This is a genomic window from Rhodoplanes tepidamans (assembly GCF_030813915.1).
Lineage (GTDB): Bacteria > Pseudomonadota > Alphaproteobacteria > Rhizobiales > Xanthobacteraceae > Rhodoplanes > Rhodoplanes tepidamans.
This window is the reverse complement of record NZ_JAUSUJ010000018.1, coordinates 30,699-51,869: the sequence shown is the minus strand read 5'-3', so window position 1 is coordinate 51,869 and position 21,171 is coordinate 30,699. Positions and strand designations below refer to the sequence as shown.

The following is a 21,171-nucleotide window of genomic DNA, read 5'->3' as shown; positions in this document are numbered from 1 at the left end:
GCCGCGCGGAGCGGCCGAGCCGGCGGCATAGGCCCGGGACGCCCCGCCGTCCAGCCGCGCCCCGGCATGGCGGCCGCGCCGCCGACGGCCGCCTGGCGCAGCGGCGCGATCGTGGCGGGTCAGGCGGCGTGCTCGGCCTTGCGGCGCTCGGCGGCCGCCTTGGTCTCGGCGGCCCACAGCTTGACCAGCGGGCCGGCCTTGCCGTGCACCGGATCGCTCGCCGGCAGCGGCACCTGGGGAATGGCGGCCGTCGCCTTGGCGTGCTCGGCCTTGCTGCCGCGGCAGAGATCGTAGGTGCCGCTCGGCGGATAGGCGCCGATCACCACGAGATCGGCGGTGGCATGAACGCGCTGGTGGCCGGTGCCGGCCGGCAGCACGACGACGTCGCCGACCTTGAGGTCGACCTCGGCGCCGGTCTCGCCGCCGAAGCGCACGCGGGCGCGACCGCGGGCGATGCCCATCACCTCGTGGATGCGGGAGTGGTAATGCGCGTACGGGTAGATTCCGTTGCGCCACACCCCGACCCAGCCGTGACGCTGGAACGTCTTCTCGATCAGGTCTTCGGGATGCGGCGATCCCTTCATGTCGATCGCGTCGCGGAACACCACGAAGGACAGGGTCGGGTTGTTCGGAACGATCCCGTCGTCGGTGAACCGGAACGTCTCCGGGGCATGCCGTGGAAGCTTTGCGTGCATTCGTCCATCCTGGCCACCGCGCACGTGCGGCGTCGCGGGCGCAGTCTGCTGCCCCCGGCTTAAGGCGTACTTAAGCCGGATGTTCCAATTCGGCTGCGTCGCGACCGTAGGCCGGTGGCCGGACCCCAGGAGACGCTCCGGGAGCCGTCGGTGGCCTGCTTGGCGGCGAGCGTGCGCTCGGCGAGCTGGCGGACCGCGGCGGTGCGCGGCAGCGGGGCGAGATCGAGCTCGGCGTCGCTGCGCTCGCGCGGCCGGCGCAGGTCGGGCGGCAGGCGGGATCCCGGGGCGTGGTCGCGCCGGTCCGGGTGCTCGGCCGCCGCGGCGGCCTCGGCCGTCCACAGGGTCAGGAGCGGGCTGGTCTCGCCGTTCAGCGGATCGGACGGCGGCAGCGGCACCCGACGGACCAGCTCCCGCGCCTTCAGGCAGTCGAACATGTTGGGGCGCCAGAGGTCGTACTGGCCGTTGGGCGGATAGGCGCCGATCATCAGGAGGTCGGCGCTCGCCATCACGCGCTGGTGCGCCGTGCCGGCCGGCAGCACCAGCACGTCGCCGACCGCGAGATCGACCTCGACGCCGGAGCGGCCGCCGAGCCGCACGCGGGTGTGGCCGGCGGCGATCGCCATCGCCTCGTGGACCCCGGCATGGTAGTGCGGATAGGGGTACATCTCGTTGCGCCACATCCCGATCCAGCCGTTGCGCTCGAACGTCGCCATGATCCGGTCGGCATGGCGGGCCGAGCCGGCGAGGTCGATGCCCTGGCGGACCACCACGCAGGACAGGACCGGGTTGTTGGGGACGAGGCCGTCGTCCGCGAACCGGAACCGCTCGGGGACCGGGCACGTATTCCGAACATTTTGATTCTTCTTGAACATTCGTGCCTCCACCAGATCGCCGTGCGGGGGTGCGGTCGGCGTGGCCCCCTGTCTGGTGGCGGCGCTTTAAGCGGTGCTTAACCGGGAGCTTTCAATTCGGAAGCGTCGGGTGCCTGCAAAACGGAGATGCGAATCGTCCGTCCTAGGCCCGCCATAGCCGGATTCGCGCAGGCGTCCGAAAACAGCGGGCCTTCAATGCGGAAGGCGTCGAAGGCGGGAAAACTCGCTCAAAAGGACCGGATGCGGAGGAAAGCCCCGGCGGTCCGGCCGGCTTCGTCGCTCGCCACCGGATGAACGAAGCAGAGCAGCCGGGACGCCCAGCGGGCGCGACCAATGGGACGGCAGCCCGGGTCCGCCTGGTGCCGGGGGGCAGGCCGCGTGGGCGCCAAGATGGAACCGGCGGCACAGCCTGTCGATCGTCGTCGTCCGCGCAGGCGCAGGCGGACGCCCCAGGATCCACCGGACTCCGTTGCTTCAGTCGGGAGGCTGCGGCGTACTGGGTGCTCCGCCTTCGCGAGGGCTTTGCGTAGTCGGTCATTCCGGGACGGCGCGTAGCGCCGGACCCGGAATCCAGCTCAGAATGCCGAGTTCGTCGCTGGATTCCGGGTTCGCGCCTTTGGTGCGCCCCGGAATGACGAATTCTGCAAAGCCCTCGCCTTCGCGGAGCTCGACGGAGGAGAGGCTCGGGGCGGACGGTCTGAGGATGGCCCTGCGGCGAACCGGGGTCTTGGTCCTCCGACCCCCGTGTCAGGCCTGCTTGCGATCGCGCATCAGGCCGGCGAAGCGCTGGAACAGGTAGTGGCTGTCGCGCGGGCCGGGCGAGGCCTCGGGGTGGTACTGGACCGAGAACACCGGCCGGTCGGTGAGGGCGAGGCCGCAGTTCGAGCCGTCGAACAGGGAGACGTGGGTCTCCTTGACGTTGCCGGGCAGGCTGTCGCGGTCGACCGCGAAGCCGTGGTTCATCGAGGTGATCTCGACCTTGCCGGTGTCGAGGTCCTTCACCGGGTGGTTCGCCCCGTGGTGGCCCTGGTGCATCTTCCGGGTGGTGCCGCCGAGCGCGATGCCGAGCATCTGGTGACCGAGGCAGATGCCGAAGGTCGGCACGCCGGTCTCGACCACGGACCGGATCACCGGCACGGCATAGGCGCCGGTGGCGGCCGGGTCGCCCGGGCCGTTGGAGAGGAAGACGCCGTCCGGCTTCAGCTCGAGGATGTCCTCGGCCGAGGTGGTGGCCGGCACCACCGTCACCTTGGCCCCGATACCGGCCAGCAGCCGCAGGATGTTGCGCTTGATGCCGTAGTCGATGGCGACGACGTGCAGGTCCGGGGTCTCCATGCGGCCGTAGCCCCGGCCCCACACCCACTCGGTCTCGTCCCAGGAGAATCGCTGGCCGGATGTCACCCGCGGCACCAGGTCCATGCCGACGAGGCCGGGCCACTCCGCCGCCTCCGTCTTCAGGGCGTCGAGGTCGAAGCGGCCGTCCGGCGCGTGGGCGATCACGGCGTTCGGCATGCCCCTGGTGCGGATCAGGCTGGTCAGCGCCCGCGTGTCGATGCCGCCGAGGCCGACGATGCCGCGGGCCTTCAGCCAGGCGTCGAGGTGGCGGGTCGCCCGGTAGTTCGACGGCCGGGTCACGGCCGAGTGGAGGATCACGCCGCAGGCGCCCGGGGTGGCGGCCATGTTGACGGTCTCGATGTCCTCCTCGTTGGTCCCGACATTGCCGATGTGGGGGAACGTGAAGGTGATGATCTGGCCCGCATAGGAGGGGTCGGTGAGGATCTCCTCGTAGCCGGTCATCGCCGTGTTGAAGCACACCTCGCCGACCGCGTGCCCGGCGGCACCGAGGCCGAACCCCTCGATCACGGTGCCGTCCGCGAGGACGAGCAGGGCGGTGGGCTTGGGGTCCGCCCAGGCGGAGGTGTCGTTCGACATGGCGTCTCGGTCCAAGGCGTCTCGATCGGGATCGGGGGGCGGCGGGGGATTGCGGTAACCGAGCCCGAATTCTCCGGGCGACGGGCGGGCCGCGCTCTGGCCGTCCCGCCTTATTTGCGTATAAAAGGCGCCGAAGCAAGGTTCGGGGGCGCAGGAAAGGGTGCACGATGCTGCGTGACGACATCAACGCTGCGTTGAAGGAGGCCATGAAGGCGCACGACTCGCGCCGGGTCTCGACGCTGCGGCTGGTCAACGCGGCGCTCAAGAACGCCGACATCGAGGCGCGGGGCCAGGGCAAGGCGGCCCTGACCGACGAGGACGTGCTGGCGCTCCTGCAGAAGATGGTGAAGCAGCGCCAGGAGTCGGTCGACCTCTACGAGAAGGGCGGGCGGCCCGAGCTCGCCGCGCAGGAGCGCGAGGAGATCGAGGTCATCTCCGCCTATCTGCCGAAGCAGCTCTCCCCGGAGGAGACCGAGGCGGCCGTCAAGGCGGTGATCGCCGAGACCGGCGCGTCCGGCATGAAGGACATGGGCAAGGTGATCGCGGTGCTGCGCGAGCGCCATGCCGGCCAGCTCGACATGGGCAAGGCGAGCGGCCTCGTGAAGGGACTTCTGAAGTAGGGCGCGTCCGCCCCCCGAGGGCGCGCTCCGGACGCACGATCGCGGACCGCCCGGTCGGGGGTACGCACAAGGTCGTGCTCCACAAGCCGGCCGGCGCGGGCTAAGTCACCCGCCTCGGCACGAGGATGATCCGCCCCGCCGCGCTCGGCCGGAGGCGAGGCGGAGGGTGTTCCGGGGCCGCGGCTGTTCCGCCGCGGCGGCGGCCGACGATTGTTCGAGCTGTTCCATGCAGATTTTTTACGCGTCCCGCGACGGCCAGTCCCGCAAGATCGCGACCCATGTGGCGGGTCGCCTCGCCGCCCGCGGCATCACGGCGACCCCGATCGATCTCGCCACCGCCCAGCCGTCGGCGGCCGATCTCGCGCGGGCGCCGCTGGTGGTCGCCATCATGTCGATCCGCTACGGCAAGCACCTCGCCGAGGGGCTGCGCTTCGTCGAGACCTTCAAGGGGCTGGCGGCGCCGCCGCCGCTGGTCCTCGCCTCGGTCAACCTCACGGCGCGGAAGCCCGGCAAGGACACGGCCGAAGGCAACGCCTATCTGCGCAAGCTGATCGCCAAGAACGGCCTGAAGCCGGCGCTCGCCGCCGCCTTCGCCGGACGGCTCGACTATCCGCGCTACGGCTTCTTCGACCGCCACATCATCCGCTTCATCATGCTGATCACGGGCGGTCCGACCGACCCGACGACCGTGGTCGAATACACCCCCTGGGACCGGGTCGACGCCTTCGCCAACGACATCGCCGCGCTGGTCGACGCCGGCCGGAACGAGCAAGGGGGACGATGATGGGTTCGGCAGACACGATCGATCCGGTGCGCAGCGACAGCGTCCGGATCGGCATGACGCTGTCGCAGTTCACGATCGGCTGCGAGTTCCTCACCGCCAGCGGGCGCTGGCGCTGCACCGACGTGGGCACCCGCACCATCGTCGCGATCCGGCTCGACCTCGACCACGACCCGACCTGGTACGAAGGCCCGCCCTACGCGGTGCCGGAGCACGTCTTCGACGAGTACGATCTCGAGGACTGCAGCCCGGCCTCGCCGGAGGCCTACTACGACGACAGCGGCCGCGAGCGCCTGGTGCCGCTGCCGCGGGGATGATCCTCGGGTAGCCCGGCTGGAGCGGAAGCGACAGCCGGGACGTCGAGCGTCGAGCTTGCGGCTGCGCCGAGCCCGGATGTCGCTGGCGCACCATCCGGGCTACGAAGGGGTCCTACTCGCCATTCGCTGTTCGCTTCTTCCGTGCCTGCGCCATGTAGGACCGCAGCACCGCGTTGATCCGGCGCTGATAGCCGGGCCCCTCGGCCTTGAAGAAGGCGAGCACGTCGTCGTCGAGGCGGATCGAGATCGCGGTCTTCTTCGGCGGCACGACCAGCACGGCCTGCGACCAGTCGACGTCCACCGGCACCGCGTCGGGATCGGCCCGGACCGCCTCGGTGATCTCCTCGTCGGTGAGGGCATCGACCGCCGTCCAGTCAGTCTTCCCGGTTCGCGGAGCGTCCCAGGACACGATCGTGGAACCGTCGTCGCTCGTCCCGGCGGGCGCGTCGGGCCGAGATGATCCAGCAGAGGTCGCCGCGGAGCGTGCAGGCGACCGCGACCTCCCTGCCGTCGATCCATCCGAAGACCTGGTATCTGGTTTCGCCATGACGGTCCGATCGCCGTATGAAGACCTCTCCGTCGAAGACGGCGCGCGCGTCCTCGAAGTCGATCCTGTGGGTCCGCAGGTTGGTCTCGCGCTTGTTCGGGTCCCAGCCGAAACGCTGAATCCCCGTGAAGCTGAATCCCCGTGAAAAGATGCTGCAGGTCGTCGTCCGTCATGGCGATCCATCTCCGGGACGACGATGCGACCGTGCCGTGTGGATCCGCCATGCAGGTTGTGCCGAGATTCCGGCCGTGAGCGTGACCTCTGTCGTGTATATACGGACGTATGACGAAACATCAAGGCGCGGGCGGTACGCGCCGTTCGCCACATCGCCCGTCGCGGGTCGCGCCCCTGTGGAAACCCGGGACAACCCGGCTTCGCAACCCTGGCCGAGTCGCCGCCCGGCGCGGCGCCTTATATTGGCGGCACGGCCGGCCTAGGGTCCCGAATCACCATGCGGTTTCCGCCCGAGTTCCTCGACGATCTGCGCGCCCGCCTTCCGGTCTCGGAGGTGGTGTCGCGGCGCGTCAAGCTGAAGAAGGCGGGGCGCGAATGGAAGGGCCTCTCGCCCTTCAACAAGGAGCGGACCCCCTCGTTTTTCGTCAACGATTCGAAGGGGATGTGGTTCGACTTCTCGTCCGGCAAGAACGGCAACATCTTCGACTTCGTGATGGCCACCGAGGGGCTCTCGTTCCCCGAGGCGGTCGAGCGGCTCGCCGGGGCGGCCGGCCTGACGCTGCCGCGCTCGACGCCGGAGGCGGCCCAGCAGGCGCGCCACAGCCGCACCCTGCTCGACGTGGTCGAGATGGCGGCGAAGTATTTCGAGGCGGCGCTGCAGAGCCGGGCCGGCGCCCGCGCCCGCGGCTACCTGGCCGACCGCGGCCTCGATCCGGGGACCCAGCAGAAGTTCCGCATCGGCTACGCCCCGCCCGACCGCTTCGCCCTCAAGGAGCACCTGGGCCGCGAGGGCGTGTCGGTGGAGGACATGGTCGAGGCCGGGCTGCTGGTCGCCGGCGACGACATCCCGGTACCGTACGACCGCTTCCGCGACCGGGTGATGTTCCCGATCGGCGACCTGCGCGGCCGGGTGGTCGCCTTCGGGGGCCGGGCGCTCGACAAGGACGTCTCCGCAAAATACCTGAACTCGCCCGAGACCTCGCTCTTCCACAAGGGCGGGCTCCTGTACAACGGGGCGACCGCGCGGGCCGCCGCCCACGCCGGCGCGCCGCTGATCGCGGTCGAGGGCTATGTCGACGTCATCGCCATGGTGACGGCCGGCTTTCCCGGCACGGTGGCGCCGCTCGGCACCTCGCTCACCGCCGACCAGCTCGCCCTGATGTGGAAGATCGCCGACGAGCCGGTGCTGTGCTTCGACGGCGACTCCGCCGGCCGCCGCGCCGCCTACCGGGCCGTCGATCTCGCCCTGCCGCTGCTGCAGCCGGGCAAGAGCCTGTATTTCGCCACCCTGCCGCAGGGGCACGACCCCGACGACCTGATCCGGGCGAGCGGCAAGGGCGCGATGGCCGACGTGCTGGCCGCCGCCCGGCCGCTCGCCGACATCCTGTGGATGCGCGAGACCGAGGCCGGCCGGTTCGACACGCCGGAGCGGCGGGCCGGCCTGGAGGCGCGGCTGGACGCCATGCTGGGCGGGATCGCCAACGAGTCGGTGCGGAAATACTACCGGGCCGATCTCGGCGCCCGGCTGCGCGGGCTGCTGTCGCCGGAGACGGCCGGCGGGGCGGGCCGCTACCCGGCCCGGGCCTCGGGCGGCGGCTTCAGGGCGGACTTCAAGGGGGGCGGCCGCGGCCGGGGCTTCTCCCGCGGCGGAGCCGGCCGCCGGCCGGGCGGGCCGGAGCCCGCCCCGATGGTGCTGAGTCCGCGCATGTCGACCAGCCCGCTGGTGCGCGGCGCCCGCGCCGTGCTGCCGCCGCGCGAGGCCCTGATCGTGCTCTCGGTGCTCAACCATCCCTGGTTGCTGGACGGCCATGCGGAGGAGTTCGCCGCCCTCGACCTCGTCCATCCCGACGCCGACCGGCTGCGCCGGGCGATCCTCGACGTGATGGCGGCCCGCGAGGAGGTCCATGCCGACGTCCATGCCGCGGGCGAGGAGGCGAGCGAGGCGGCGGCGGTGCGCGCCGCGGTGCTCGCCCGCGACCTCGGCGGGCTGGTGGAGCGCATCGAGGCCGCTCTCACCCATGTGTCGGACTGGCCGGCCCGGCTCGGCGCCGCCCCGGAGGACGTCCGGCCCTGGTGGCGTCACGTTCTCACCTTGCATCATAAGAACCGGACGCTAAATAAGGAACTCAAAGAGGCCGAGCGCGCGCTGGGTGACGAGCCCAGCGAGCGCAATTATGCGTGGTTGCGGGATGTTCAGGGCCGCCTCGCCGCGATCGAGGGGACCGAGGCCTCGATCGAGGGCTTCGGGGCCCTGTCCGGCCGGCCGACGCGGGGGCTCTAGAGGGGATTGCGGCCGCGGGCACGCCCGCCGGTCCGTGGCAGGCGGGGCGACGCGGCAGGCGGGGCGACGCGGAGAGAACGTTTTTGCGAACCGGTGCGGCCGGCAGGCCGGGCGCGGGACGTGTAAGGCTTGGGATCCTGCAAGTTTCTCGTCTTGCAAGGTTTCTGTTCTTGCAAGGTTTCGGTGCGAAGGTTCGATCGGATCGAGCAGGTGAGGTGCGGTGACGCCGCACCGGGGCGGACGGCCCCGGGCACGGCGGCGACGAGCGGTCGCCAGGCGTCGATGTGGCCGTCGGTGACGTGACGGCGGGTACACGAGGCGGTCTGGGCGAGAGCGCGGCTTCAGGAGAACTCATGGCGACCATCAGGACGAAAGCGGCCGGCAAGGACAAGGTCGTGAAGGACAAGAAGGACGAGACGACCGAAGGCCAGACCCCCGACACGCCGGATACGCCGCTGCCGCTGCTCGACCTTTCGGACGCCGCCGTCCGCAAGATGATCAAGCTCGCCAAGAAGCGCGGCTACGTCACCCACGACCAGATCAACGCCGTCCTCCCCTCCGAGGAGGTGACCTCCGACCAGATCGAGGACATCTTCGCGATGCTCAACGAGATGGGCATCAATGTCGTCGAGCAGGAGGAGCACGGCGAGGAGGAGGCGGCCGAGGAGGCGCACGAGGACGACGACGACAGCGACGGCGAGCTGGTCGAGGTCACCCGCTCGACCCCGGCCAAGACCGAGCGCGCCGAGCCCGGCGAGCGCACCGACGACCCCGTCCGCATGTATCTGCGCGAGATGGGTTCGGTGGAGCTCCTCTCGCGCGAGGGCGAGATCGCCATCGCCAAGCGCATCGAGGCCGGCCGGGAGGCGATGATCGCCGGCCTGTGCGAGAGCCCGCTGACCTTCCAGGCGATCATCATCTGGCGCGACGAGCTGAACGCCGGCAAGGTGTTCCTGCGCGACATCATCGACCTCGAAGCGACCTATGCGGGGCCCGATGCGAAGGGCGGCGCGGCCGCCGCCGCCAACGGCCCGGAGCCGGAGGCGGACGCCGAGGGCGAGGCCGAGGAGGCCGTCGAGGCGCCGCCCGTGGCGCCGGCCGCCAAGCCGGTCGCGGCCAAGCCCGCCCGGGCGCCGCAGCGCGGCGCCGACGAGGAGGAGGGCGGCGAAGGCCCGATGCCGGACGGCGAGATGGACGAGGACGACATGGAAGGCTCCATGTCGCTCGCCGCCATCGAGGCCGAGCTGAAGCCCAAGGTGCTCGAGACCTTCGACATCGTCGCCGACACCTACAAGAAGCTGCGCCGCCTGCAGGACCAGAACGTCGAGTCCAAGCTCAAGAACGAGTCGCTGTCGCCGGCCCAGGAGCGCAAGTACAAGAAGCTCAAGGAGGAGCTGATCGCCGAGGTGAAGTCGCTGCGCCTCAACCAGGCCCGCATCGATTCGCTCGTCGAGCAGCTCTACGACATCAACAAGCGCCTGGTCGGCTACGAGGGCCGGCTGATGCGGCTCGCCGAGAGCCACGGCGTGCAGCGCGAGGACTTCCTGCGCAACTACCAGGGCTCCGAGCTCGATCCGCGCTGGCTCAACCGCGTCTCCAAGCTCTCCGCCCGCGGCTGGAAGAACTTCGTCGCCAAGGAGAAGGACCGCATCAAGGAGATGCGCGGCGACATCCAGAACCTCGCCGCCGAGACCGGGCTCGAGATCCTCGAGTTCCGCCGCATCGTCCAGATGGTGCAGAAGGGCGAGCGCGAGGCCCGCCAGGCCAAGAAGGAGATGGTGGAGGCGAACCTGCGTCTCGTGATCTCGATCGCCAAGAAGTACACGAACCGCGGCCTGCAGTTCCTGGATCTGATCCAGGAGGGCAATATCGGCCTGATGAAGGCGGTCGACAAGTTCGAGTACCGGCGCGGCTACAAGTTCTCGACCTATGCGACGTGGTGGATCCGGCAGGCGATCACCCGCTCGATCGCCGACCAGGCCCGCACCATCCGCATCCCGGTGCACATGATCGAGACGATCAACAAGATCGTCCGCACCTCGCGCCAGATGCTGCACGAGATCGGCCGCGAGCCGACGCCCGAAGAGCTCGCCGAAAAGCTCGGCATGCCGCTGGAGAAGGTGCGCAAGGTCCTGAAGATCGCCAAGGAGCCGATCAGCCTCGAGACGCCGATCGGCGACGAGGAGGATTCGCATCTCGGCGACTTCATCGAGGACAAGAACGCCATCCTGCCGATCGACGCGGCGATCCAGAGCAATCTGCGCGAGACGACCACGCGGGTGCTGGCCTCGCTCACGCCGCGCGAAGAGCGCGTGCTGCGCATGCGCTTCGGCATCGGCATGAACACCGACCACACGCTCGAAGAGGTCGGCCAGCAGTTCTCGGTGACCCGCGAGCGCATCCGCCAGATCGAGGCCAAGGCGCTGCGCAAGCTCAAGCACCCGTCGCGGTCGCGCAAGCTGCGGAGCTTCCTGGACAACTGAGCGGGTCGCTCAGGTTGGGTGGGCAAAGGCGCGCAGCGCCGTGCCCACGCGGTCGGGAGCATTGATGCGGTGGGCACGCTTCGCCTTGCCCACCCTGCGAGAGAGCGACGGACGCGAGGGCGATCGGCAAGCCACGCGAGGGGATTCGAACATGTCGAAGCCCGTGATCGTCACCATCGCGGCCGTGTGGCATGCCGAGGCCGCGGTGTGGAGCGGCCATGGCGACGAGATCCCGGCGGCGGCCGACGCGCCGACGCTCGACGCGCCGATGGCGGAAACCGTAGCAGTGCCGCTCGACGCCTGATCTCGTGCTGCAGGAAGCGTCCGGCGGTCTTTGTGGTGGGAACGTGAACGACGATCGTACGCGGGAGCTGGCCACGCGCAGGAGCGGCGCGGCGGCTTGGCCGGCGCTCCACCGCTTCGTCGGTGCGGAACGAGCGATCGCGTACAGGATGGCGAAGCGGCCGGCGACGGCCGTCCTCTACGAGCTCGTCCGCTTTGGTATGAAGCAGGCCTGGGCCTGCCTGTTCGGCGGACTGATGGTCTTTCTCCTGCTGGCCACGCATTACGCGTATCCAGCCAGCGCGCCCTTGTCCCGCTATGACTTCCTGTTCCTGGCGGCGCTCACGATCCAGGTGCTTCTGCTCGTGCTCCGGTTGGAGACCGTCGAGGAGGCGAAGGTCGTCTTCGCCTATCACGTGGTCGGCACCGTGATGGAGATCTTCAAGACGTCGGTCGGCTCGTGGATATATCCCGAGGCGGCGTTTTTCCGCATCGCCGGCGTACCGCTGTTCTCGGGGTTCATGTATTCCTGCATCGGCAGCTATCTGTGCCGTGCCTGGACGCTTTTCCATTTCGAGTTCGACGCCCACCCGCGGCTGGCCTGGCTCGCCGCCTTGAGCGTCGCGATCTACGCCAACTTCTTCCTGCATCACTATGTCGTCGATGCGCGCTGGCTGCTGTTTGCCGCCGCCGCCGTACTGTTCGCGCGCACCCGGGTCTACTTCGTCAACTGGCGGTCGCGCCGCTCCATGCCGCTGCTTCTGGGGCTCCTGCTCGTCACCGCCTTCATCTGGCTCGCCGAGAACATCGGCACCTTCACGAAGACCTGGATGTATCCGAACCAGCGCGACGGCTGGTCCATGGTGAGCGCCGGGAAGTTCGGATCGTGGTTCCTGCTGCTGATCATCAGCTACACGCTCGTCGCCGTGATCAAGACACCGAAGGACCGGGCTGAACGTCGGCCTGGGAGGCGTGTGGCGCCGCCGCCGGCCGACGACCGCCGGGGCTCGGTACCGGAGCCGTGGCGGCTGCGGGTGGCCTACGCCACGGCCGCTGTCGTCGTCATCCTCGCCGGTCTGACATGGCGCAGTCCCGAACTCGGATTGCCGCCGGTCGTAGCCAAGTATGGTGGATCGATTCTGTGGGGCTCGATGGTGTTCTTCGTCGTCGCGGCGATCCTGCCGTTGGCGCGCCTGAGGACCATCGCGGTTGCCTCTGCCGTTCTCGCCGCCGGTGTGGAGTTCAGTCAGCTCCTCCACGTCGACTGGCTCGACCGGTTTCGTGCCGGCACGGTCGGCGCCCTTCTTCTCGGCCGGACCTTCGACTGGCGGGATATCGCCGCGTACTGGGTCGGACTCGCGGCGGCCTGCGGGGGGACCGCCGTCCTGTCGCGGCACGGATCTGGATCGGACGGGCTGTCTGCCTTACGCAGTTCGCGTTCCCCGCCCCGAAGCCACACGCCGAAGACGTGAGGCGTGAACGACGTGGATGGCCGCGCCGGGCGCGGCCATGACGGGGACGTGGCGGACCAGTGCGCCTCGGCCGCATGGTTCGAGACGCGATCCTGCGGATCGCTCCTCACCACGAGGAGAGACGCGGAGCGAAGCCGCTCTGCCTCGGCCCGCGTGCCGGGGGCCGTTCGAGCGGCCCCCTCACTCCACCCCTTCGACGAAGCGCATGTCGCGCACGGCGCCGTCGGCGAGGACGTCGAGGGCCTTCTGGTAGCCGGGGCTGTCGTGGCAGGCGATGGCGGCTTCGAGGCTCGGGAACTCGCCGACCACGACGCGCTCCTTCACGCCGGCCTCGTGGGCGACGGCGGCGGGGCCGCGGCAGAGATAGCGGCAGCCGAACTCCGCCATCACCGGTCCGGCCAGCGCCGCATAGGCGGCGACCTTGGCCGGATCGTTGATGGTGCGATAGGTGGTGACCCAGTAGCCCTTCGGCATGGTGGCTCCGTCCGGGAATGGCGACGCGGCGTCGCCGGGGCCGGCACCCTAGAGCATGCGCGGGGCGCGGGGCAGCGGGGTACCGCGCGGGGCTGGCGCGACCCGGATGCAAGGGCGGCGATGCCACCCCGCGGCCCCGGTCCCGCCGGAGTCGGCGAGCCGGCCGCCGGCTTCGTGCGCCGTTCCGCCCGTGCTATCCTGCCGCGCATGAACGAGGCCTTTCGTCCGCCCGGTCTGTCGCCCGTCACCAACGCCGCCGAGGGTCTGCCACGGCGGCGATTCACCGTCGCCGAGATCGAGGAGATGACGGCCAAGGGCATCATCGCCGAGGACGAGCGCATCGAGCTGATCGGCGGGGAGATCGTGCCGATGTCCGCCAAGGGCAACCAGCACGAGATGCTGAAGGCGGCGCTGACCGTGCACTGGGCGCGGCGGCTGCCGGACGACCTGATGATGGTGACCGAGACGACCTTCCGGCTGACCGTCGACACCTATCTGGAGCCGGATTTCGTCTTCTATCCCAGGGCGAGCGGCATCAGGGGGCTCGGGGCCGGCACGGCGAAGCTGGTCGTCGAGATCGCCGATTCCAGCCTCGGCTACGATCTCGGGCGCAAGGCGGCGCTCTATGCGGGGTTCGGCATCGCCGAGCTGTGGGTGATCGACGCGGTGCGGCTGGTGACGCATGTCCACCGGGAGCCGTCGCCCGACGGCTACGCCACCGTCGCGGCGCTCGGCCCCGATCGTCGCGTCGCCCCGCTGGTCGCGGATGCGCTTGCCGTGGTGCTCTCGGAGCTCGAGCTTCGCTGACCGGCCGGCGGGGGCGCCGGTCCGACAGCGGTGTTTCGGCACGATTCCGCCGCCTTTTCCCCGCCTTACCCGCGTGCCATGACTCCGCCCGATGGATGGTCGCGACTCGGGGATCGGAATGGCTCTTGGAACCTGTTCGGCGCGCCGCGTGGCGCTCGCCTGCCTGCTCGCTCTCGCGGCGCCGTTCGCCGCGGCGCCGGCCTCCGCGGCCCAGTGCGGCGGCGACTTCGGCACGTTCCTGGCCGCCATCGGGCGCGAGGCGCAGGCCGCCGGCGTGTCGCGCGCCGTGGTCGACCAGGCCTTCGCCGGCGTGACCTCCGATCCCGCCGTGCTGAACTTCGACCGGCGCCAGCGCTACACGTTCAAGAAGAGCTTCGAGGAGTACGCCGCGACCCGCATCGTGCCGGCCCGCATCAAGCGTGCCCGCACGCTGCTGCAGAAGCACGCGGCGCTGCTCGGCCGGGTCGAGCGCCAGTTCGGCGTGCCGAAGGAGCTCCTGATGGCGATCTGGACGCTGGAGAGCGACAATGGCACCGGCGACATGGGCAAGCTCCCGGTGATCCGCACCATCGCGACGCTGGCGCACGACTGCCGCCGCACCGAGCTGTTCCAGGGCGAGCTGATCGCCGCCCTGATGATCCTCCAGCGCGGCGACCTGCCGCTGCGCGACCTGATCGGCGCCTATGCGGGCGAGCTCGGCCAGACCCAGTTCCTGCCGTCCTCCTACATCAAGTACGGCGTCGACTACGACGGCAACGGCCATGTCGACCTGCGCCACAGCATCCCGGACGTGCTGGCCTCCACGGCCAATCTCCTCAAGGTCAACGGCTGGCAGCCCGGCGCCCCGTTCGGCGAGGGCACCCGGAACTTCGAGGTGATGCGCGAGTGGAACCGGTCGGTCATCTACCGCAAGACCATGGTGCTGTTCGCCGAGCGGCTGACCGAGTGAGGCCGCCGACAGGGCGACGTCGCCCGTCCTCCGCCGGGCCGGCGGCTTCGCGGACCGTCGGCCGGGGCGCCGCTCGCCGCCGTCCGGGTGGTCGGACACGCGCCTCGTGCCGCTGCGATCCGGCGTCGCCCGGGCCTCGATCGCCGGCCCGCCGAACGTCCGCTCTCCTGATGGCGGTACGACGATAGTGCGAGGTCCGGACCTCGCGGCGATTCGGCTCGCCCGGCTCGATCAGGGCGCGCTCAGCTCTTCGCGCCGCGGATGCGAGCGCCTATATGAAAGCCGATCGCCGCGACGAGGTCGTCGCCCCAAGTCGCTGCCGAAGTCCTGAATGCCGATATCGAAATTCGCCCTCATCCGCTCGACCGTCGCAGCCTTCCTGGTCGGGCTCGCGGCGCTGCTCGCGATCGTCGGCACGACGTTGTGGCTGGTGAGCGAGGCGCGCACCTATTCGGATCTGTCGGTCGCGGTCCGACTGCAGCGCGCCGCGCTGGTCGACCTGAGGAGCCTGCTCCAGGATACCGAGACGGGACAGCGCGGGTTCCTGCTGACCGCAGAGGACGCCTATCTGGCGCCCTACGAGCAGGCGCGGCGCCAGCTCGCCGCCCAGCTCGAGCTCGTGCGGGAACGTCTTTCCGGCGATCCGTCGCTGGCCGCTCCGGTCGCCCGCATCGCCGAGATCATCGACGCCAAGATCGCCGAGATGCAGGACACCATCGACCTCGTGCGGGCCGGACGCCGCGACGACGCGGTGGCGATCGTGCGCAGCGATCGCGGCCGCGCCCTGATGGAGGAGGCGCGCGGCATCTTCGACCGGCTGATCCGCGGCGCCGAGGACCGCATCGGCGACGCGGTGAGGCACCAGTACGGCACCATCTCGTGGCTCATCTGGGTGACGCTTCTCGGTGCCCTGGTCATCGTCGGCGTGGTCGCCGCCGCCGCCTGGATGGCGACCGTCTACACCCGCCAGCTCGTCGCCGCCCAGGAGGAGGTGCGGGCCCTCAACGCCGGCCTGGAGCAGCGCGTCGCCGAGCGCACGGCGGACCTCGGCCGCGCCAACGACGAGATCCAGCGCTTCGCCTACATCGTCACCCACGACCTGCGGGCGCCGCTCGTCAACATCATGGGGTTCACCAGCGAGCTGGAGGCGAGCCTCGGCGCGATCCGGGCCTGGTTCGAGAAGGCCGGCGTGCCGGCCGACGATCCGCTCGCCGGGGAGGCCCGGCTCGCCGCCGTCGAGGACGCGCCGGAGGCGATCGGCTTCATCCGCTCCTCCACCCGCAAGATGGACGGCCTGATCAACGCCATCCTCAAGCTCTCGCGCGAAGGGCGGCGCACCCTGCGGCCGGAGCGCGTCGAGCTCGGCGCGCTGCTGTCGGCGGCGGCCGAGAGCATCCAGCATCAGGTCGTGGAGGCGGGCGGCGAGGTGACGCTCGCCCCCGACCTGCCGTCCGTCGTGTCGGACCGGCTGGCGCTCGAGCAGGTGTTCGGAAATCTCCTCGACAACGCCGTGAAGTACCGCAGCCCCGACCGCCCGATCCGCATCGCGATCCGGGCCAGGCCGGAGCCGGGCCAGCGCATCCTGGTCGAGGTCGAGGACAACGGCCGCGGCATCGCCCCGCAGGACCACGAGCGCGTGTTCGACCTGTTCCGCCGCTCCGGGGCCCAGGACCAGCCGGGCGAGGGCATCGGCCTCGCTCACGTCCGCGCCATGGTGCGCAACCTGGGCGGCGACGTCACGCTCGCGTCCGAGGTCGGACGCGGCACCACCATGAGACTCAATCTGCCGCGCGACCTGCGCCAGGTCGCCCGCACCGCCGGGAGTGAACCGACGTGAACCAGAATGCGAGGCCGGTCCGGATCGTGATGATCGAGGACGACGAGGGGCACGCCCGCCTGATCGAGAAGAACATCCGCCGCGCCGGCGTGAACAACGAGATCCTGCCGTTCACCAACGGCACCGAGGCGCTCGCCTATCTGCTCGGCGAGGACGGCTCCGGCGAGGTGAGCGCACGGCGGCAGCTCCTCATCCTGCTCGACCTCAACCTGCCGGACATGACCGGCATCGACATCCTGGAGAAGCTGAAGTCGAACCAGCACACCCGGCGCTCGCCCGTCGTCGTCCTCACCACCACGGACGACGCCCGCGAGATCCAGCGCTGCTACGACCTCGGCGCCAATGTCTACATCACCAAGCCGGTCAACTACGAAGGCTTCGCCAACGCGATCCGGCAGCTCGGCCTGTTCTTCGCCGTGATGCAGGTTCCGGAAACCGACTGACCATGCCGAACTCGTCCGTCACGGTCCTGCATGTCGACGACGATTCCGGACTGGCGCGGCTCGTCCAGAAGGCGCTCGGCCGGCGCGGCTACGTGGTCGAGCGGGTGACGACGGCCGAGGAGGGCTTCGCCCGCCTCGCGCGCGGCGGCATCGACGTGATCGTGCTCGACCACTTCCTGCCGACCGGCACCGGGCTCGACGTGCTCGCCGCCCTGAAGGACACCCCGGCGCCGCCGCCGGTCGTCTACGTCACGGCCTCGGGCGAGGCGGCCGTCGCGGTCGCGGCCCTCAAGGCCGGCGCCGCCGACTACGTGTCGAAGAGCGTCGGCGAGGAGTTCCTGACGCTGCTGGAGAGCGCCATCGACCAGGCGCTGGAGAAGGCGCGGCTCGCCGCCGCGCGCGATCGCGCCGAGCGCGAGATGCGCGAGGCCAAGGAGCACGCCGAGGTGCTGCTCCACGAGGTCAACCACCGGGTCGCCAACAGCCTCGCGCTGGTCGCGGCGCTCGTCCACATGCAGGCCAAGGAGATCGCCGACCCGGCGGCACAGACGGCGCTGCGCGAGGTGCAGGCCCGCATCATGGCGATCGCCGGCGTGCACCGCCGCCTCTACGACTCCGGCGACGTCCGCTCGGTCGAGATCTCGGAGTATCTCGGCGCCCTGCTCGGCGATCTCGAGGCCACCATGAAGGCCTCCGGCCACGCCGCGACCCTCTCGCTGTCGGCGGCGCCGGTGCGGGTGCCGACCGACAAGGCGGTGTCGATCGGTGTCGTCGTCACCGAGCTCGTCACCAACGCGTTCAAATACGCCTATCCGGCGGACCGGGGCGGCGAGATCCGGGTGCGGTTCGAGCGGTCCGGCGACGGCCGGGTGGCGCTGCGGGTCGAGGACGACGGCATCGGCTGGCGTGGCGAGGGGCCGACGAAGGGTACCGGCATGGGCAGCCGCATCGTCGCGGCGATGGCCCGCGGGCTCGGCTCCGAGGTCGCCTATCCGGCTCCGGCCGGGCCGCGCTCCGGGTGCTGCGTCAGCCTCGAGTTCGAGGTGTGAGCCGTTCGGCGCGCGTGCTGCAGTGCGGCACGCGTGCGTGCGCCGCAGCGGTGCGGCGCTGCCGATTGCCGTTGAGACCAGTGTAAGGTCCGTGTAAGTTCGGGCTCTCAGACGCCGCCGCCGTTCGGCGGATCCCGGCGTCGCCGTTCCGTGTCACGGAACGCTCGTCCTCGACCGTCCGCGGAGGCCGTCCATGAAGGCGCTCATCCTGTACGTCGTGTTCGTCCTGGTCGGCGCCACCATCGCCGCCGGCATCAGCTACTACATCGAGATGTACGTCTCGGTCACGGCCAGCCTGATCACCTTCCTGGCGCTGTTCTTCACGAACTTCGCCACCGCCTGGCTCGCCGTCATCCTGGTCATGGACGGCTCGCTGCGCAACCCGACCGGGCGGGCCGAGCAGATCGCCATCGAGGCGGCGAGCCGCCGCGCCCACTGAGCGCGGCGGCCGAGCGGGACCGGCGGCACCCGGTTTGCCGCGGCGCCGTTCGGGGCTAAGCTCGGCACCGGTGTGTCGTTCCCGGTGAGCTCGATGTCGTTCCTGAAATCCCTGTTCGGCGGCCGAACGGCCGCGCCCGCGCCGCCGCCGCGCGGCGAGCCTGTCGCGTACAAGGGCTACGTGATCCGCGCGGAGCCGTTCCAGAACAACGGCCAGTATCAGACCGCCGGCGTGATCGAGAAGGAGGTGGACGGGGTCCGCAAGGAGCACCGCTTCATCCGCGCCGACAGTCACGCCTCGCTCGACGACGCGACGAGCTTCTCGCTCTCCAAGGCGCGCCAGATCGTCGACCTCCAGGGCGACCGGATGTTCGAGTGAGCCGTGGCGGTCGCCACGGCCGGGCGGCTGGGCAGCCGCGCCGGCCGTCGCCGCCTCACCAGAGCCAGCCGCTGCGCTTCGGTCCGAGCTCGTCGATCCTGGCTCTCTGGCCGGTGTCGAGCGCGCCGTAGAAGGCGTCGAAGGCCGGTCGCAGCAGACGTACCGCCTGAATGGCGATGTCGAGCCGTTTCTCCATCATGGCGAGCTGGTCGGGCGCCGCCTGCAGGCGCGGGGCGCGCCTGGGGCAGGCGGTGGCGAACAGCTCCGCCGCCTTGGCCGACGCCGCCTTGAGGTCGTCGAGGGGCTTGCGCTGCGCCTCCGTCGGCTTGATCACCCGCTCGATCCAGGTCACGCGCCACTGGGTGAGGCCGACCGAGCGCGGATCGCACAGGCGGCGCATGCCGCCGGTGCCGAGTGTTCCCGGTCCCGTCATCACGCCGGGCAAGAGAACCATTCCGCGCGCGCCGCGGATCGGCTCCGGACCGGCCGGCGTCTGCGCCGGGGCCGGCGCCGCCGACAGGCCGAGCAGGCCGAGGCTCACGGCCGCTGCGACGAAAAGCTTCGTCGTCATGACACACCTCCTGCGTACTCTGTAAGTGTCGCGCTGTGGGCTCGTGCGACGTTGACCTGGGTCAATCACGGCAGGTCGATCGGCCCCGCGGCACGGGTGAGTTCGTGGCGCGCGGCGGACGGCGGTAGCGGGCGGCGCCCACGGCTCGTGCACCGGACCCGGTGCGCAGGCGTACCAGATATGTCCATCGGCACGGACCCGGAATGCGTTTCGTGCGTTGTCGAAGAGCGCGGAAGTCAACGCGTCTCGCCGGCGCTCGTCCATCAAGCCAAGACCTCGACGCGATGTCCGGTCGCCGGATCGGAAGCACGGGAACGCCCGACGGCACGGCCGCGTGACAAACAGGTGCGGTGATGCGGGATCAGCAGTATTTCGACGACCTCTCGGTACGGGCGGCGATGGCCGCGTGGCGGAGCGGGGAGGCGGCGTTCTCGGCGGAGATGAAGTCCGCCACGGTGCTCACCGTGCGGACGCTCGACCGCTGGCTCGCCTTCTGGGACCTCGACGACCGGCTGCGCCGCGGCCAGCGCCAGCAGTTCCTCGACTTCCTGGAGACCACGGCGCGGCCGGCCTTCTGCGGCGTGCTGGAGTCGTCGCCGGAGGCGTTCGCGTTGCTCGACGAGGTGAACTTCAAGGCGGTGCGCGAAGGTGTCACCACCGCGTCCCTGATGGCGCTGCTGACCCGGTTCGCCTGCTCCTGCGAGCCGGCCGTCTACGCCCCGGCGACCCAGCACAGCCGCCGCGGCATCCAGATCCTCGGCCGCAAGCTCGCCGACATGAGCTACCGGAGCTACATGCTGACCTTCATGAAGGAGCGCGAGCGCTTCGCCGACCGGGTGGCGACCCTGGTGCTGGCGGCGGGCAGCGACGCGAAACGCCCGGCGATGCCGCTCGACGTGCTGGTGATGCGGGCGCTCGACCGGCGGCTGATGCTGGCCGGCGGCTTGCCGCCGGAGCGGTTCGAGGCGCTGCTGAAGCCTGCCACGGTCGCGACACCGCTTGCCGCGGCGTCGCCGGCCGGCCGCGACCTGCTCCCCGACCAGACGCCGGGCTGAGCCGGCGCCGCGGCTCACGCCTCGGAGGACACCGCCGGGGTGCGGGCGTCGACGACCGCGCGGATCAGCGCCGGCAGGTCGGTGGGGCGCTCGCAGAGGGTGAGCGCCCGCGCCGCCCTCAGCTCCTCGGTGCCGCCGAATCCCCAGGTGACCCCGATGCAGTCGAGCCCGTTGACGCGGGCGCCGTTCACGTCGTGCTCGCGGTCGCCGACCATGATGCAGGTCTCGGGATCGATGTCCTCGGTGCCGAGACACATGGCGATGATGTCGCCCTTCTGGTCGATGCGGCCGTCGAGCGACGAGCCGTAGACCCGCTCGAAGCGCGGCGCGAGGCCGAACCGGGCGACGATCTTCTCGGCGAAGCTCACCAGCTTGGAGGTCGCCACGAACAGGCGGAAGCCGTCGTCGGCGAGCGCCGCGATCGTCTCCGCCATGCCGGGATAGAGCCGGTTGTCGTAGAGGGCGCCGGCCGCGTAGTGGGTGCGGTAGTGCTGCAGCGCCTGCGCCGTCTTCTCGGGATCGTCGAGCAGCAGCATGAAGCTTTCGCGCAGCGGCGGGCCGATGATCCAGGCGAGCGGCTGGTCGTCGGGCCACGGCCGGCCGACCTGCGCGAGCGCGTGGCGGAACGAGGCGTAGACGCCGCCGGCCGGATCGCTGATGGTCCCGTCGAGGTCCATCAGCACGGTACCACGGGGGGAGGCGGTCACGCGCGC

At 70.5% G+C, this 21,171-nt stretch carries 23 protein-coding genes; 15 read left to right on the top strand and 8 right to left on the bottom strand.

The genetic code is table 11. From position 1 onward, the window contains the following. Positions 1–119 precede the first annotated feature (119 nt). From J2S22_RS20485 to carA, 3 genes are all read right to left on the bottom strand, one after another. Positions 120–695, bottom strand: coding sequence for a hypothetical protein (locus J2S22_RS20485; RefSeq protein ID WP_272776991.1), 576 nt, complete (start codon positions 693–695; stop codon positions 120–122). A gap of 59 nt (positions 696–754) precedes the next feature. After that, positions 755–1,567 carry a hypothetical protein gene (locus J2S22_RS20480; RefSeq protein ID WP_272776992.1) on the bottom strand — a complete coding sequence of 271 codons (813 nt, stop codon included), beginning with the start codon at positions 1,565–1,567 and terminating at the stop codon, positions 755–757. 747 nt (positions 1,568–2,314) lie between these two features. Then, positions 2,315–3,499: a glutamine-hydrolyzing carbamoyl-phosphate synthase small subunit gene (gene carA / locus J2S22_RS20475; RefSeq protein ID WP_272776993.1), complete on the bottom strand. Its 1,185-nt coding sequence runs from the start codon at positions 3,497–3,499 to the stop codon at positions 2,315–2,317. Positions 3,500–3,666: 167 nt separating this feature from the next. Between carA and J2S22_RS20470 the strand changes: the two genes are divergently transcribed. From J2S22_RS20470 to J2S22_RS20460, 3 genes are all read left to right on the top strand, one after another. Further along, positions 3,667–4,119 carry a GatB/YqeY domain-containing protein gene (locus tag J2S22_RS20470; RefSeq protein WP_272776994.1) on the top strand — a complete coding sequence of 151 codons (453 nt, stop codon included), beginning with the start codon at positions 3,667–3,669 and terminating at the stop codon, positions 4,117–4,119. Positions 4,120–4,345: 226 nt separating this feature from the next. Next, a complete protein-coding gene (gene hemG, locus J2S22_RS20465) occupies positions 4,346–4,903 on the top strand; it encodes a menaquinone-dependent protoporphyrinogen IX dehydrogenase (protein WP_272776995.1) in 558 nt (185 codons plus the stop codon). Continuing rightward, entirely contained in the window at positions 4,900–5,217 is a 318-nt protein-coding gene (locus tag J2S22_RS20460; protein WP_272776996.1) for a hypothetical protein, read from the top strand. Before hemG ends, J2S22_RS20460 begins: the two co-directional genes overlap by 4 nt. A 112-nt stretch (positions 5,218–5,329) precedes the next feature. Here J2S22_RS20460 and J2S22_RS20455 read toward each other — a convergent pair whose 3' ends face one another. Together J2S22_RS20455 and J2S22_RS30935 are read right to left on the bottom strand one after the other, a co-directional pair. Further along, complete coding sequence (locus tag J2S22_RS20455) at positions 5,330–5,626, bottom strand: BrnA antitoxin family protein (protein ID WP_272776997.1); 297 nt, start codon at positions 5,624–5,626, stop codon at positions 5,330–5,332. Next, on the bottom strand, positions 5,592–5,828 hold the full coding sequence (locus J2S22_RS30935; RefSeq protein ID WP_370878228.1) for a BrnT family toxin: 237 nt from the start codon (positions 5,826–5,828) through the stop codon (positions 5,592–5,594). Before J2S22_RS30935 ends, J2S22_RS20455 begins: the two co-directional genes overlap by 35 nt. Positions 5,829–6,215: 387 nt before the next feature. Here J2S22_RS30935 and dnaG point away from each other — a divergent pair, with 387 nt between their 5' ends. The 4 genes from dnaG to J2S22_RS20430 all read left to right on the top strand — a co-directional run bounded on the left by dnaG (position 6,216) and on the right by J2S22_RS20430 (position 12,456). Further along, positions 6,216–8,219 (top strand): DNA primase, encoded by a 2,004-nt coding sequence (dnaG, locus tag J2S22_RS20445; RefSeq protein ID WP_272776999.1) that lies wholly within the window; start codon positions 6,216–6,218, stop codon positions 8,217–8,219. Positions 8,220–8,581: 362 nt separating this feature from the next. Then, entirely contained in the window at positions 8,582–10,702 is a 2,121-nt protein-coding gene (gene rpoD / locus J2S22_RS20440; protein WP_370878227.1) for an RNA polymerase sigma factor RpoD, read from the top strand. A 151-nt stretch (positions 10,703–10,853) separates the two neighbouring features. After that, entirely contained in the window at positions 10,854–11,006 is a 153-nt protein-coding gene (locus J2S22_RS20435) for a DUF1902 domain-containing protein (RefSeq protein WP_272777001.1), read from the top strand. 43 nt (positions 11,007–11,049) lie between these two features. Then, a complete protein-coding gene (locus tag J2S22_RS20430) occupies positions 11,050–12,456 on the top strand; it encodes a DUF817 family protein (protein WP_307155866.1) in 1,407 nt (468 codons plus the stop codon). A 180-nt stretch (positions 12,457–12,636) separates the two neighbouring features. Here J2S22_RS20430 and J2S22_RS20425 read toward each other — a convergent pair whose 3' ends face one another. Continuing rightward, a complete protein-coding gene (locus J2S22_RS20425; protein ID WP_272777002.1) occupies positions 12,637–12,930 on the bottom strand; it encodes a DUF1330 domain-containing protein in 294 nt (97 codons plus the stop codon). 207 nt (positions 12,931–13,137) lie between these two features. Between J2S22_RS20425 and J2S22_RS20420 the strand changes: the two genes are divergently transcribed. From J2S22_RS20420 to J2S22_RS20390, 7 genes are all read left to right on the top strand, one after another. Then, positions 13,138–13,737 carry a Uma2 family endonuclease gene (locus tag J2S22_RS20420; RefSeq protein ID WP_272777003.1) on the top strand — a complete coding sequence of 200 codons (600 nt, stop codon included), beginning with the start codon at positions 13,138–13,140 and terminating at the stop codon, positions 13,735–13,737. 118 nt (positions 13,738–13,855) lie between these two features. After that, positions 13,856–14,686, top strand: a complete 831-nt coding sequence (locus J2S22_RS20415) for a lytic murein transglycosylase (RefSeq protein WP_272777004.1) — start codon at positions 13,856–13,858, stop codon at positions 14,684–14,686. Positions 14,687–15,017: 331 nt separating this feature from the next. Then, the gene (locus J2S22_RS20410) at positions 15,018–16,523 is read left to right on the top strand and encodes a sensor histidine kinase (RefSeq protein WP_272777005.1); all 1,506 of its coding nucleotides are present in this window, start codon (positions 15,018–15,020) and stop codon (positions 16,521–16,523) included. A 29-nt stretch (positions 16,524–16,552) separates the two neighbouring features. Continuing rightward, positions 16,553–16,966 (top strand): response regulator, encoded by a 414-nt coding sequence (locus tag J2S22_RS20405; protein ID WP_272777044.1) that lies wholly within the window; start codon positions 16,553–16,555, stop codon positions 16,964–16,966. A 2-nt stretch (positions 16,967–16,968) separates the two neighbouring features. Further along, entirely contained in the window at positions 16,969–18,015 is a 1,047-nt protein-coding gene (locus J2S22_RS20400; RefSeq protein ID WP_272777006.1) for a histidine kinase dimerization/phosphoacceptor domain -containing protein, read from the top strand. Between the two features lie 193 nt (positions 18,016–18,208). Further along, on the top strand, positions 18,209–18,454 hold the full coding sequence (locus J2S22_RS20395) for a hypothetical protein (protein ID WP_272777008.1): 246 nt from the start codon (positions 18,209–18,211) through the stop codon (positions 18,452–18,454). 93 nt (positions 18,455–18,547) lie between these two features. Next, positions 18,548–18,832: an HlyU family transcriptional regulator gene (locus J2S22_RS20390; protein WP_272777009.1), complete on the top strand. Its 285-nt coding sequence runs from the start codon at positions 18,548–18,550 to the stop codon at positions 18,830–18,832. 55 nt (positions 18,833–18,887) lie between these two features. On the opposite strand, the gene J2S22_RS20385 is transcribed toward J2S22_RS20390, so the two are convergent. Next, entirely contained in the window at positions 18,888–19,403 is a 516-nt protein-coding gene (locus tag J2S22_RS20385) for a Spy/CpxP family protein refolding chaperone (protein ID WP_272777010.1), read from the bottom strand. Between the two features lie 353 nt (positions 19,404–19,756). On the opposite strand from J2S22_RS20385, the gene J2S22_RS20380 reads away from it, so the two are divergent. Continuing rightward, a complete protein-coding gene (locus tag J2S22_RS20380; RefSeq protein ID WP_272777011.1) occupies positions 19,757–20,458 on the top strand; it encodes a hypothetical protein in 702 nt (233 codons plus the stop codon). 14 nt (positions 20,459–20,472) lie between these two features. On the opposite strand, the gene J2S22_RS20375 is transcribed toward J2S22_RS20380, so the two are convergent. Continuing rightward, the gene (locus J2S22_RS20375; RefSeq protein ID WP_272777012.1) at positions 20,473–21,165 is read right to left on the bottom strand and encodes an HAD hydrolase-like protein; all 693 of its coding nucleotides are present in this window, start codon (positions 21,163–21,165) and stop codon (positions 20,473–20,475) included. Between the last annotated feature and the right edge of the window lie 6 nt (positions 21,166–21,171).

Bases quoted from the DNA above. Each gene is read 5' to 3' on its own strand.
- J2S22_RS20485 (WP_272776991.1), bottom strand. From the start codon at position 695: ATGCACGCAAAGCTTCCACGGCATGCCCCGGAGACGTTCCGGTTCACC.
- J2S22_RS20480 (WP_272776992.1), bottom strand. From the start codon at position 1,567: ATGTTCAAGAAGAATCAAAATGTTCGGAATACGTGCCCGGTCCCCGAG.
- carA (WP_272776993.1), bottom strand. From the start codon at position 3,499: ATGTCGAACGACACCTCCGCCTGGGCGGACCCCAAGCCCACCGCCCTG.
- J2S22_RS20470 (WP_272776994.1), top strand. From the start codon at position 3,667: ATGCTGCGTGACGACATCAACGCTGCGTTGAAGGAGGCCATGAAGGCG.
- hemG (WP_272776995.1), top strand. From the start codon at position 4,346: ATGCAGATTTTTTACGCGTCCCGCGACGGCCAGTCCCGCAAGATCGCG.
- J2S22_RS20460 (WP_272776996.1), top strand. From the start codon at position 4,900: ATGATGGGTTCGGCAGACACGATCGATCCGGTGCGCAGCGACAGCGTC.
- dnaG (WP_272776999.1), top strand. From the start codon at position 6,216: ATGCGGTTTCCGCCCGAGTTCCTCGACGATCTGCGCGCCCGCCTTCCG.
- J2S22_RS20435 (WP_272777001.1), top strand. From the start codon at position 10,854: ATGTCGAAGCCCGTGATCGTCACCATCGCGGCCGTGTGGCATGCCGAG.
- J2S22_RS20425 (WP_272777002.1), bottom strand. From the start codon at position 12,930: ATGCCGAAGGGCTACTGGGTCACCACCTATCGCACCATCAACGATCCG.
- J2S22_RS20420 (WP_272777003.1), top strand. From the start codon at position 13,138: ATGAACGAGGCCTTTCGTCCGCCCGGTCTGTCGCCCGTCACCAACGCC.
- J2S22_RS20415 (WP_272777004.1), top strand. From the start codon at position 13,856: ATGGCTCTTGGAACCTGTTCGGCGCGCCGCGTGGCGCTCGCCTGCCTG.
- J2S22_RS20410 (WP_272777005.1), top strand. From the start codon at position 15,018: ATGCCGATATCGAAATTCGCCCTCATCCGCTCGACCGTCGCAGCCTTC.
- J2S22_RS20405 (WP_272777044.1), top strand. From the start codon at position 16,553: ATGATCGAGGACGACGAGGGGCACGCCCGCCTGATCGAGAAGAACATC.
- J2S22_RS20400 (WP_272777006.1), top strand. From the start codon at position 16,969: ATGCCGAACTCGTCCGTCACGGTCCTGCATGTCGACGACGATTCCGGA.
- J2S22_RS20395 (WP_272777008.1), top strand. From the start codon at position 18,209: ATGAAGGCGCTCATCCTGTACGTCGTGTTCGTCCTGGTCGGCGCCACC.
- J2S22_RS20390 (WP_272777009.1), top strand. From the start codon at position 18,548: ATGTCGTTCCTGAAATCCCTGTTCGGCGGCCGAACGGCCGCGCCCGCG.
- J2S22_RS20385 (WP_272777010.1), bottom strand. From the start codon at position 19,403: ATGACGACGAAGCTTTTCGTCGCAGCGGCCGTGAGCCTCGGCCTGCTC.
- J2S22_RS20380 (WP_272777011.1), top strand. From the start codon at position 19,757: ATGCGGGATCAGCAGTATTTCGACGACCTCTCGGTACGGGCGGCGATG.